The organism is Desulfosporosinus sp. OT (genome assembly GCF_000224515.1).
GTDB lineage: Bacteria > Bacillota > Desulfitobacteriia > Desulfitobacteriales > Desulfitobacteriaceae > Desulfosporosinus.
Window position 1 is genome coordinate 1 of record NZ_AGAF01000090.1, and the last position, 10,761, is coordinate 10,761.

At 41.8% G+C, this 10,761-nt stretch carries 16 protein-coding genes; all 16 read right to left on the bottom strand.

Annotated features, from left to right (window positions below; genetic code table 11):
• Positions 1–238: 238 nt before the first annotated feature.
• Complete coding sequence (locus tag DOT_RS30355) at positions 239–412, bottom strand: hypothetical protein (RefSeq protein WP_009616871.1); 174 nt, start codon at positions 410–412, stop codon at positions 239–241.
• A gap of 186 nt (positions 413–598) precedes the next feature.
• Positions 599–1,513, bottom strand: a complete 915-nt coding sequence (locus DOT_RS08115) for a tyrosine-type recombinase/integrase (RefSeq protein WP_009616872.1) — start codon at positions 1,511–1,513, stop codon at positions 599–601.
• Positions 1,514–1,631: 118 nt separating this feature from the next.
• Positions 1,632–1,802 carry a hypothetical protein gene (locus DOT_RS30360; RefSeq protein WP_157998433.1) on the bottom strand — a complete coding sequence of 57 codons (171 nt, stop codon included), beginning with the start codon at positions 1,800–1,802 and terminating at the stop codon, positions 1,632–1,634.
• A gap of 147 nt (positions 1,803–1,949) precedes the next feature.
• On the bottom strand, positions 1,950–2,198 hold the full coding sequence (locus DOT_RS08120; protein ID WP_040411626.1) for a hypothetical protein: 249 nt from the start codon (positions 2,196–2,198) through the stop codon (positions 1,950–1,952).
• A complete protein-coding gene (locus DOT_RS08125; RefSeq protein WP_009616874.1) occupies positions 2,191–2,892 on the bottom strand; it encodes a zonular occludens toxin domain-containing protein in 702 nt (233 codons plus the stop codon). The genes DOT_RS08120 and DOT_RS08125 overlap by 8 nt, the downstream gene beginning before the upstream one ends.
• A complete protein-coding gene (locus tag DOT_RS08130; protein ID WP_009616876.1) occupies positions 2,892–3,227 on the bottom strand; it encodes a hypothetical protein in 336 nt (111 codons plus the stop codon). Before DOT_RS08130 ends, DOT_RS08125 begins: the two co-directional genes overlap by 1 nt.
• A 17-nt stretch (positions 3,228–3,244) precedes the next feature.
• Positions 3,245–3,601, bottom strand: a complete 357-nt coding sequence (locus tag DOT_RS08135) for a hypothetical protein (protein WP_009616878.1) — start codon at positions 3,599–3,601, stop codon at positions 3,245–3,247.
• Positions 3,602–3,852: 251 nt separating this feature from the next.
• Positions 3,853–4,326, bottom strand: coding sequence for a hypothetical protein (locus DOT_RS08145; protein WP_009616881.1), 474 nt, complete (start codon positions 4,324–4,326; stop codon positions 3,853–3,855).
• Between the two features lie 104 nt (positions 4,327–4,430).
• Positions 4,431–4,694 carry a hypothetical protein gene (locus DOT_RS08150; protein ID WP_009616885.1) on the bottom strand — a complete coding sequence of 88 codons (264 nt, stop codon included), beginning with the start codon at positions 4,692–4,694 and terminating at the stop codon, positions 4,431–4,433.
• Positions 4,695–4,697: 3 nt separating this feature from the next.
• A complete protein-coding gene (locus DOT_RS08155) occupies positions 4,698–5,156 on the bottom strand; it encodes a hypothetical protein (protein ID WP_009616891.1) in 459 nt (152 codons plus the stop codon).
• Positions 5,157–5,179: 23 nt separating this feature from the next.
• On the bottom strand, positions 5,180–5,818 hold the full coding sequence (locus DOT_RS08160; RefSeq protein ID WP_009616892.1) for a hypothetical protein: 639 nt from the start codon (positions 5,816–5,818) through the stop codon (positions 5,180–5,182).
• Between the two features lie 36 nt (positions 5,819–5,854).
• Entirely contained in the window at positions 5,855–6,415 is a 561-nt protein-coding gene (locus DOT_RS31030; protein ID WP_009616894.1) for a hypothetical protein, read from the bottom strand.
• A gap of 4 nt (positions 6,416–6,419) precedes the next feature.
• Positions 6,420–7,463 carry a fibronectin type III domain-containing protein gene (locus tag DOT_RS08170; protein WP_009616896.1) on the bottom strand — a complete coding sequence of 348 codons (1,044 nt, stop codon included), beginning with the start codon at positions 7,461–7,463 and terminating at the stop codon, positions 6,420–6,422.
• A gap of 18 nt (positions 7,464–7,481) precedes the next feature.
• On the bottom strand, positions 7,482–9,365 hold the full coding sequence (locus DOT_RS08175; RefSeq protein ID WP_009616898.1) for a fibronectin type III domain-containing protein: 1,884 nt from the start codon (positions 9,363–9,365) through the stop codon (positions 7,482–7,484).
• Positions 9,331–10,479 (bottom strand): glycosyltransferase family 2 protein, encoded by a 1,149-nt coding sequence (locus DOT_RS08180; protein WP_009616900.1) that lies wholly within the window; start codon positions 10,477–10,479, stop codon positions 9,331–9,333. Before DOT_RS08180 ends, DOT_RS08175 begins: the two co-directional genes overlap by 35 nt.
• Positions 10,480–10,580: 101 nt before the next feature.
• Positions 10,581–10,761 (bottom strand): hypothetical protein (locus DOT_RS31035; protein WP_207637035.1); only part of this gene is annotated, 181 nt, incomplete at its 5' end.

Genomic DNA, 10,761 nt, shown 5'->3' on the forward strand with positions numbered 1-10,761 from the left:
ATTTAATTGGGCTATCCAATTTGATCATCTCCAAACATATAATCTATAAGATAGAACGTTTGTTTTATTATAATTCTATGTTACTAGAATAGCAATAAAAAATCTACTTGCCAGTATCTATAAAATGATTACCCAACCTACAACACCTTGGCGGAAAATAAGAATAGCGCATAATCCGAGAAACTTCCTCCTCCATATTTCGCCTGTATTGAGTTAAAAAGAGGGGGCGAATATTATTCTACCCCTCCTCGCCATCAGAGTTTTCAGTGCAAATTATGGCCCTGTCCTGGCCTTTTACATCTTTAAGCTTAATTAATAAATTCCTGTTCAACTCATAGAGCATTTTAAAGACTGGATCCGTCTCCTGTTCAATCATTTTAGCGTAATTAGCTATGCGTTTATCGATAATCATACGTCCTCCCACGCTAATTCCTTTATACCTCACCTCCGGCACTCTTGAAAGTATTTCAATCTCTCATAAAGTACCGGAACGTCTTCATTGGTTACGTTAAACCCTTTTTCTCGTAAAGACTTAATTCGATTTCTAACAATTCCGATTTTACTATCCTAAATCCTGATCTCTTGGCCGGATGTATGGTCATGCCCCACTCCCTACTTCTTGTCCATCCACTGCTCGTTCTAGGTCTCTCCAACTGGGCTGGGTATAGATGGCCGTAGTATCTATTCTTGAGTGTCCCAAAAGCGCAGCAACCGTCACAATGTCCACACCTGAGCGTAATATCTTCGTGGCGAAGGTATGCCGGAGCACATGTGGTGTTACGTTACCCGGGTCCAATTGTGCCTGATAGGCATATTTTTTTATCAGCTCCTGAACGGTCCTAGGAGCAAGATGACTTCTACCTGAGCCAGGAAAAAGATAATCGCCCTTAGACCTTGCTAGCCAAGGCCCGATCATTCCCCGTCCATCCGAATTGATCGGAACCTCCCGGCGCTTCATGCCTTTCCCATTCCGGACAACGACCTTTCCTTTTCGTTCTCCAATTTGGATATCTTCCGGCCTGGTGGATACAGCTTCACTTACCCTAAGACCCGCGTAGAGCATCAAACCTATGACTGCGCTATCACGGGCATTCCCTTCCCTGGCTACAGCTCGCAAGAAACGAGATTCCTCCACACGTTCTAAAGACTTCGGTGCTCGCTTTGGTTCGGAAAGATGCCGGGGGAAAACAGGCAGATCCTTAATCTCCCCTTCCTTCTTCGCCCATTGCAGCCAGGCACGGATCGCTGCCAAGCGACGGTTAATCGTGGAAGGTTTCAAACCACGAACGGTCAACATATGGCTAAGATAGTCTCTTAGATCCAAGGTGGTTACAATACCACCAGCCAACGTTTTACCGTCCGATTCTTTAAACCAACGGGAGAAATCCGACAAGTCCTCACCATAGGCCCTAGCCGTCGTTCGTCCAAGAGTGTCCAAGAATTCCTTTTGAGTATCCAGAGAACCATCTAATGTATCCAAAGGCACTTTGGCAGTATCTAAAAACTCGTTCATAGGCTCCCTCCATGTTATACGCTATACTTTTCTTCCTATAATAAAGCCGGAACCCCGCATTCTCTTGTTTGGGTCCCGGCTATTTTCCGCGCCTAAGAATCATTATGCGCGAGTATTATCAGCGTGTCTTTCTTTTTTTCCCAGCAAAACATCTAGCCAACTTTTCAACATCTTGTGTTTGTCCAAATTCTATAGACTTGAAACCCCAATGAGTATCTACGATCCGAATAGACTTACCGAGCGCAGCCTGCCTTGCCCTGAACATCAAATTTCTTTCATCCTCTTTCATTAAACTCACCTCTTTCCGAACAATTTAACGAATTTAGAGACATATAGTTCTACTTTTTGGCCAAATTACGTCAGCAGCTGTCCCCGATCCGGTGTTCATGAAGAACCGGCACGAGAATAAACTCACTAAAATTCCGAACAATGAGACTTAAAGAAGGGGACAATGTCTTACCGGATTTTGACCTATTCTTTGATTTTCAGTCCAGCCGACAAGTACATCTCCCATCGTGCCTTTGGCTTTTAGAATAAACTTTTTATCTTCACGCCAATCAGTTGACATGCGATATAAAAGACGTTCAGGAAATATACTTTTCAGCATTCCAAAGACATCACCATCCGTCATATTAGATAAAGTTTCATGCACTAAAACAAGATCATATGGAGAATTTTTATTCATCCTCAATCTCCATTCCTTCCGTCAGCATTTTGACGTATCTCTCATCCGTTTCATCCTGGCTCAAATAATCCGTTCGACCCTTTAGGGCTTTACCCGATAAAAATTCATTTCGAGCATTAATAATCTCGGTTAGGAATTTGTCAAACTCCCTTTCCGTTGACGGGAATTGGACGTTTCTGACGATGTTATCTGTGTTGTAGAGTTTACATGCAAAGAGCTGTTTAACCTTCATAGATGGCAAATATAATCGCCTAAGGAGTTTTTCTCCAGAGTAGTCGTAAACGTTATAAATAAACGATCCGCCTGCCTTACGACAATCCACTAAGATATTGGTCAAGTTTCTGACACGGCTATCTAGGTTCCGTATGCTAGGGGTCGTTAAAAACATTGTGTGATGCAACTTCCGAAAATAGAAGAAAAACTGAGTCATATAAATGTTACTACCCTTACTGAAAAGCCGCGAATCTAAGTTTACGTGGGCTTCATCCATGATCCCGATGGAGTTAGGCGAACGAGCGACATTATAAAAATCCTTATAGTTACCTAACTCCTTAGATCCTTTTAAACCATAGTTAGAATACAGATCGACAGGCACTCCCGCTGCACGAGCTTTGGACTGAAAGTAATGAGCTAACACACTCGCCCCAAATGTTTTACCGTCCCCAAGGTTGCCCTGGAAGACCCAAAGGTACATTATTTAGATCCTCCCTTGAGGGCATTGTTCATCATGCGCTTATCAATGAATTGTCCTGTAAAGTAGGCATTGATAACCTCAATGAACGTGCTGGGGAACGTTAGATTTTTAGCCATGTTCGTAATCGTCGAAATGATGGGTTCATAAGCCTTATGTCCCCTTTGCGCTTGCATATACCGCAAGTAAGCAATTCCCTGCAACTGATAAGGGCTCAATGGGGTCCCGTGTTTCTCCATGAAATTTAGAACGGATACAAGTTCACCCGACGAATTTGCGAATAAGTCACCAGACATAATATCTTGTAGTGATTTACCTCCGGAATCATTATCAGCCATCTTTTCAATCTCCTTCATTAGTGATGTAAAACAATAATCGTAATTACTAAGATAGCGGCCATCACAAAAAACGGTAGGTTTAACTTGCTTTGTGTTCCAAAGTTAAACATATTCTTAAGCGCAACGTTTTGTTCTAGCTCGGCGATCCGTTCACTTTCAGCCAAGTAATTACCTTCCCATCCATAAACAAATGCCCGTCCTCCCCCAGGATAATAACGCACTTCTGCATCTGCTCGGGGTAACTTTAGGGATCCGGCACTAACCGATTCCTCATCAAGATCTAACACCCCTAAGACTTGAATTTCTGTTTGAGATATCAAAATAACATCGTCATTTGATTTTGACTTTGACTTTTTTAAGCCAGGTATGATCATCCTCTGCTACTCCTTCCATTATTGAACAAACGATTATAGAGATATAGACAGGGCAAAATTACACTTGCAACACCCGTAGTAATACCAGCTGCAGCCTGAAAAAAGAATTGAAATGCCATTCGCTTCACCTCATGAACACCTTTTCCTTTATTATCCTGCTGTAATGCGCGGCGTACAATGAACAAAAACTGTACTCTTTTTGTTATAAAAAAAGAGTGGAAACCTCCACCCTTTTACCAAACTAATTAACGCTAATCATAAGAAAACTCAATTGTCTTACCTATCTTTTTAAATCTGGTATTTCGACTTTTATCAAAAACGAGATTGGTTCTTTGAGGTCGCCCGTCTTCTGTTCTATCCATTTTTGAGTCGTAGGAGATATATACCTTGTCCTTAATTTGATGAACTTCGCCATTCATTGCTTCAGTCAACAATCTAGTTATTCGCTCGTTTCTTTTTGCTGGAGCCTTAGCACCTATCATATAGGATGCTAATTCCTTTTTAGTTGATTTTCTCTTGGAATTAGTTCGAGTCGAAGAGTTTTTTGCAGATTTACCCTTTCCCCTACCTTTTTTAGGATTATAATTCGGGAATATCTTCTTTAATCCTTTCTCTATTAGCATTCGAGCTCCTATTATGCCAAAAACAAGTGCATATATCGGAGCCAAAAGTTGAATAACGGTAAACGTTTGATTTAACACATCACTTGAATTTGTATGAAACATTTTTTCAACACCTCTCTATAACTAACAATTAGTATTACGTGAAATAACTCTCTCTGTAAATTGTAAACCAACCACGGCCGAGAAAAGTTTACAATAGTCTTTTCTTACCACCATTTCACACCGGATTTAAAGGCTAAGTACATATCAAATGTTTTTCTGACGATCAGTACCATCAGAAGTAAAAAGGCACTGGATACAATGGACCCAACAAGCATCTGCCATCCGGACCCCATCATAACTATTGGTCCTAAAAAGTAATTCAAATTGAGTCCCCGACCAGCCACCAGGGATATCTGTCCTAAATAAGACAGTGCACCTTGCAAAATAGTTTCCATAGGGAACAAAATAGAATCTACGATAGAATGCATAACCTAATTTCCTCCGTTTCCACCGGCTATCTTTATAACAGCATAAGCGGTAGCCAACCAAACAAACGTCGCCATGATATACGCTATTGTGTTAAATCCAGTTTGGCTTATAAATCCAGTCACTGTGTTGAAACCCTGTTGATAAGCTCCGGGTAAGGCATAATATGATGTGCTCCCAGAAAACCCCATAAGGCCACTAAACGTATTAAGAACGCCACCGAAGATAGCAAATACGACAGATAAAAGGCCTATCACCACTTTGATAATAAGTACGATGACCTCAAAAATATTCGTAATGAGGTACCAAATTCCACCTAAAAGTAAAATAATAGGCCCAAACAGGGCTGTGAAAAAGCTTTTGATGGCGTTGAATAGCCCCAAAATAATGCTACCAAACCAGTGGGCTATAGAGATGAGGCCATTAAGTAAGCCTTGGAATATCGATTGAAAAAAAGCATACATCGGATTTTACCTCTTTCGATAGTTTATTGAGGTGGAATTGGTTCTTGCATGGTATAAGGCTGATTCGGTGAAATAGGCGTTTGTGGTGCGATCGGCGTTGAACGTTGTACCGTCGATGGCTCAAGTGGAGCATCCATGGCCACGGGAGACTTTGTAAGCGGAGGATCCATAGCCACCGGGGATGTTGTTAGCGGTGTTTGTTGTGTTACTGGAGATTGAGGAGGTAAGGGATTTTGTGATCTTGCTGGAGTCTGTGGCGTTAAGGGTGCCGTAATCGGCACAGGACTATTACTTGGCTTAGGATTATCATGGGGCATAACGAGAGTGCTTGGATCAGGCATCGCAGGTAGAGGACTTGGACTATCGATATAAGGCGGTAATTGCGGGACAGGTATAAAGCCATTGTAAGGGTCTCTATCCGGTTCTCCCGGAATGAAAGGTACGGTAGGATCAAACGTAGGCACCGATCCAAGACTACTTGTGCTGAGTGAACTGGCCGACCTAGGAGTGGTAATGTAATCTGAGAGATCTTCTAGCGTAGAGTTAATGCTATCTAAGGTATTGTTTGTCGTGTCTTGTTTATTAAGCATCTGATCAAATTGATCTCCTAAATTCTTTAAGTCTGTGTCGAGAGTACCTTGTTTTGCTATAATGGTAGTCAACTGACTACCTAACGCATTCACTGCGTTTACAACGTCTCAAAGGGTACTTTCACAAAGCTCAGGTTCTGGATCAGGGTCTGGATCCGGATCGGGGTTTGGGTCTGGATCGGGGTCTGGGTCTGGATCCGGATCCGGATCTGGGGGGACATAATTCGTTGGTGAAGTAAAATTGACAACAAAGTGATCTCCTACCGCATTCGTAGCGGAAAATGACGATACATAAATATAATTATCTTCTCCATTTGGATAAATTTTAAGATATGCTAGTGACGGGCTACCTGATGGTGTTATTGTGGTATTAATAATTGTTTCAGCATAATACCACATAACTGGCTCAGCCCAACTATCGTACATGACTTTTAAATTAGATTGAGCGGCGTAACCTTTCAAGGTGATTGAGGTTATTTTGCCAAGCCCAGGATTCGCCGTGTCTGCAACTATTCTATTAGCTGATTCAACCTCAGATGTGCTTGAATGAACAAAAACAGTCGCTGGCCCGCCATCGATGACCGTTGCTGCTAGTACCGTTGAGACATTAATATTGGTTGAAATTAGAAGAGTCATCACAATTGTTGCTAATAGTTTACTAACTCTCATAAACCTATCTCCTTCCAAGAGTGACTTTAAGGTTATTTGATATCATTAGCGCGGCTGTTATCCCAAACAAGATCTCCAGGTACATTTTCAAATCAGGAACATAAGTGAATAGTTTGCTTTTCAAGTTTGTAACGTTCATAGCGGGTGCTGAGGGTTCCGTTTGTACTGATATATTAGTGCCTTGACTCTGCTCACCGTCCGGCATAACCGTCACGATGGAAATTTGATAGGTCGTATTCGGGCTAAGGCTTTGTATGATATAGGACGCTTGATAGCTCTGTCCAATTTGTTGGCCGTCGATAGAGAGATCATAACTCGATGCGCCGGGTACCGGCTGCCAAGATAACCAGACGGTATCTGCGGATTTATTGTAGAACTGTACCCCCAATGGTGCTGGTACGGTGCTGATCGTAAAGGAAACAGGCTGGGATTGAGGTCCTTCCCTGTTATCGTTTGTGGCTGAAACAGACACGGAATGACTTCCTGCGGCCAGATTATTTAATGTAGCCGTTTGCATGCCCGTTTGAGTCTCAGCTGTCGTCATAACTTGACCATCTAAGAAAACCGTGTATTGGGTTATGTTGTAGATCTTGGCCAACGGCTGCCAAAGAAGTTTGGCCGTGGTGCCTGTCGTAGTCACTTTGGGAACTGAGGGTTCTATCGGTATCGGAGGTAAGGTTTTAAAGTTTACAGTTGTGGATTGAGGAGAATTACCCCCGGTATTATTCGCAATCACAAAGACGGAGTAATCGGTATCACTTGTAAGTCCTACTATAGAGGCTTTAGGACTATTAGATCCGGAGTAAACCTGATCGTTTATGTAAACTGTATATTGTAGTGCTGACGTTACAGCGGGCCAAGAGACTTGTGCTGTGGTATCGGTTACTGCAGATACTGAAATATCCGTCGGTTTTGAAGGCGGCGGGGATGGTACGATATTAACGTCAGTCTCTGTAACAATATTAACGTCGATTACTTCCGCATACGCGGGCAAAGCACCCCATAGCATAAAGATCGACATCATGACCGCGCAAAGATACTTATTCATAATCTCCATCCCTTTTCATTAATTTTTTAACAAAAATGCTTTCGCTGCCGCTAAAAGCATCGGACTACCCTTTAGTGCTAGCGCTAGGGCTAGTAAACCGCCCGCTGGAGCTATCACTAATCCAGCATTTTCCAAGATATCACCCGTCATTTTTGTGGCACCAGGAGTCGTAAACTTTGATATAGAGACCCTGACAACGTTGGAAGGATATTGCTGACTGTTGTAATTTTGGATGATCTGGACCTGATAGGTGCCTGGATTCTTAGTTAGGGTATAAGGGCTGTTGGATACTAAATCGACCTCTTCTCCATCGACTACGATAGTGAAACTACTTCCAAGGCCGGTCCAAGTTAGCTTTATATTACCATTATCAACCATAGCCTTAAGTACGGGATTGGGAATCGTTGCGGTCACGTTTAGCGGCTGAGAGGCCGTGCTCTCGCCCCATTGGTTGATGGCAGTAACGGTCATAGAGTAGGTCGATCCGTCCGTTAGATTACTGAATTCAAAGGATGGATTAAAAAGAAAAGGTTGCGATACATTTCCTGTTAGTGTTCCGTCAAGATAGACGTTATAACTGGTGGCGTCAGGCTGCTTTATCCAATAAAGAGTGCAGGATGTTTGAGTGATATTGCCCGCGCTCAATCCGGTAGGGGGTGAGGGCGGTATTCCTAATGTTGTTATGTTAACCGAATTTGAAAGTGGGCTTTGACCGCAATCGTTGACTGCGGCAATTTGAAAGCTGTAATTAGTGCTTGGAATCAAGTTATTGATAAGATAAGTGGTGCCCATTGTTGTTGCTATCAGATTACTGTTTTGGTAGATGGCATAACTTGTTGCTCCACTACTAGTTGACCAAGATAAATTAAGAGAATTAGTCGATAAAGAATTACTAGTAACCGTAACAGAATCCGGAAGAGCGATAACAGCATAATCCAAAATGGAAGATTTCTGTCCTTCTCCAGATGAATTTACAGCAGAAACTTGAAAAGAATATAATCCAACAGAATAATTCGAAAAAACCCAAGAGTTAGAAGTTGGCGAAGCAATAATAGACGAATTGCAATAAAGATTGTAATTTAATACTTGATCGGATGAATCAGAGGCAGTCCAAGTTACAACACCATTAGGATCACCAGAGCCAGAAACAACAAGACCAACAACTTGTCCTGGCTTCGCTAATACAATATAAGTGGCAGGAACACTAGGAGCAGATTCACCAATATCATTAACAGCAGTAACTGTCAGATTATGACTTCCTACAGAAAAATTAGAAAACGAATAAGATGAACCAGTCACACCGGATGTAACCAATGTCGAACCATCATAAACATTATAAGAAGTAGCACCAGGAATTAAACCCCAACTTAAAACACCATTACCGCCCGAACCAGAAACATTAATACCAGAAGGAACAGAAGGAATAACAGGAGCATTACTGCTAGAATAACAATCAAATTCAAAGAGCTTACTACTGTCATTTCCGGTATAAAATATAGTAATCCATGCAATACCATTAGCATTAAAATGAGTAAGCCCATTTTTTCTAATTTGAATAGAATACATAAGATACATTGAAGAATTATAACAATTTAATTGAAACATAGGCGATGAAGCATTTATATAAAAATCAGTTAAATTATATGTAGAAGGTAATCTATACATAGTATTACTACTATTTGAGAAATTTGCATAAGTACTTAAATCATTATCAGTAGCATTTGCAATATTAGGAACCTGAGATGACCAAGGCTTTACACCCCCTAAATAACCACCGTCATACGCAAAAGCAGGTAGTATGCTACTAAAAACAAAACACAAAGTTAAAATAAATAATAAAATTAATTTTCTATTAATCAAATAAGTATTAATGCGGCGTCTTCCACCAGCCTTGCTTTCCATAAGTCACCACCCCATAAGCTGTAATTGGTATCCAGGTTAAAAAGAACACTCCTGAGGTTACAATATATTGCCAGGCCCTTCTATGTTTTACTTTCTCAGCTGCCAGCGGAAGGATATAAAAGACCGGCGTTGTGATTAGCACTGTCAACAGGTAATTAAATCCACCCGCAGAAAATGAATAGGCAAACGAAGCAAGAATAATAAGTTGCATGGGCAGCCACATAATAGCATCAAAGGCCCGAAGCGCTTGCCCGTAATTCCCTTCAAATAAATTCTTTATAATATAAGTCGCTAGATTCGGTAGGTACTTAATACCAACCTGTGTCTGCCCCCGGATCCACCGGAGCCTCTGCTTCATGGAATCCAATAGTTTCACAGGCTTTTGATCATAGATAACGGCTCCATCAGCCAAGGTTACCTTTTCACCATTCAGGAGCAGCCGGCAAGTGAAATCCACATCGTCAACGATGGTTGTAACATGCCAGCCGATCTTTTTTAATACATCGGTACTAATACACACCCCAGTGCCGGCCAACCAAGCCGACATACCTAATGACGTTCGGATCATCTGCATCCGAAACATGTACCAGTAGGTATATGCATTGTTCATGGACACCCATGAATCATTCGGATTCTTTGTCTCTTCGTACGCTTGCAGGACTTTATGTCCAGCCTTTAAGTAGTGATCTAGGACTAAAAAAAACTTCGGATCGATATGATTATCGGCGTCCAAGATGACAACGGCGTCAAAGTTATCTAGATCTATCTGATTAAAAGCCCATTCAAGGGCAAATTGTTTTCCACGTTGTAAAAGATTAGTCCTTGTCAAAACCTTAGCCCCTGCGTTTTGAGCGTTTTGGGCTGTTTTGTCGGTACAGTTGTCCGCCACGACATGGACTGTGAAGCGATCCTGTGGGTAATGCGCGGTTAAGATTGATTTTACTGATTCTTGGATGACATTTTGTTCATTGTGAGCCGGAACGAATACCGCGAATCGGCTTTCACCGGCACCCAATGGCGTGCCGATTTTATCTCGTTTTATGCCTAAGCTTGCTAGTAGGAAGACCATGTGATACAGGTAGTAAATTGCTATTACAGATACAATTATTTTCATAGGTACCTCTTTTCCCTTAACATAACTAAAGCGGCCTAATTAGGCCGCTTAGCATAGTTTCCGGGCTCCGGCGGCCCGGGAGGCACCGGTTGTTTTTTAGTTTAGCGGGCAAAAGCGCTCTTGGCTGCTCTGATGACCATGGGTACCGCCATGATCCCTAATCCAACAGCCAATACGGGCCAAATAGCATTGAAGACATCACCAATATAACCAAGTACATCGGCAGGAATAATTGCCAAACTCATATTAACACCTCCTTGTATTTTGCATGGTTCCTTATTT

Coding starts and splice junctions, on each gene's coding strand:
- DOT_RS30355 (WP_009616871.1), bottom strand. CDS start 412: ATGATTATCGATAAACGCATAGCTAATTACGCTAAAATGATTGAACAG.
- DOT_RS08115 (WP_009616872.1), bottom strand. CDS start 1,513: ATGAACGAGTTTTTAGATACTGCCAAAGTGCCTTTGGATACATTAGAT.
- DOT_RS30360 (WP_157998433.1), bottom strand. CDS start 1,802: ATGAAAGAGGATGAAAGAAATTTGATGTTCAGGGCAAGGCAGGCTGCG.
- DOT_RS08120 (WP_040411626.1), bottom strand. CDS start 2,198: ATGAATAAAAATTCTCCATATGATCTTGTTTTAGTGCATGAAACTTTA.
- DOT_RS08125 (WP_009616874.1), bottom strand. CDS start 2,892: ATGTACCTTTGGGTCTTCCAGGGCAACCTTGGGGACGGTAAAACATTT.
- DOT_RS08130 (WP_009616876.1), bottom strand. CDS start 3,227: ATGGCTGATAATGATTCCGGAGGTAAATCACTACAAGATATTATGTCT.
- DOT_RS08135 (WP_009616878.1), bottom strand. CDS start 3,601: ATGATCATACCTGGCTTAAAAAAGTCAAAGTCAAAATCAAATGACGAT.
- DOT_RS08145 (WP_009616881.1), bottom strand. CDS start 4,326: ATGTTTCATACAAATTCAAGTGATGTGTTAAATCAAACGTTTACCGTT.
- DOT_RS08150 (WP_009616885.1), bottom strand. CDS start 4,694: ATGCATTCTATCGTAGATTCTATTTTGTTCCCTATGGAAACTATTTTG.
- DOT_RS08155 (WP_009616891.1), bottom strand. CDS start 5,156: ATGTATGCTTTTTTTCAATCGATATTCCAAGGCTTACTTAATGGCCTC.
- DOT_RS31030 (WP_009616894.1), bottom strand. CDS start 6,415: ATGAGAGTTAGTAAACTATTAGCAACAATTGTGATGACTCTTCTAATT.
- DOT_RS08170 (WP_009616896.1), bottom strand. CDS start 7,463: ATGAATAAGTATCTTTGCGCGGTCATGATGTCGATCTTTATGCTATGG.
- DOT_RS08175 (WP_009616898.1), bottom strand. CDS start 9,365: ATGGAAAGCAAGGCTGGTGGAAGACGCCGCATTAATACTTATTTGATT.
- DOT_RS08180 (WP_009616900.1), bottom strand. CDS start 10,479: ATGAAAATAATTGTATCTGTAATAGCAATTTACTACCTGTATCACATG.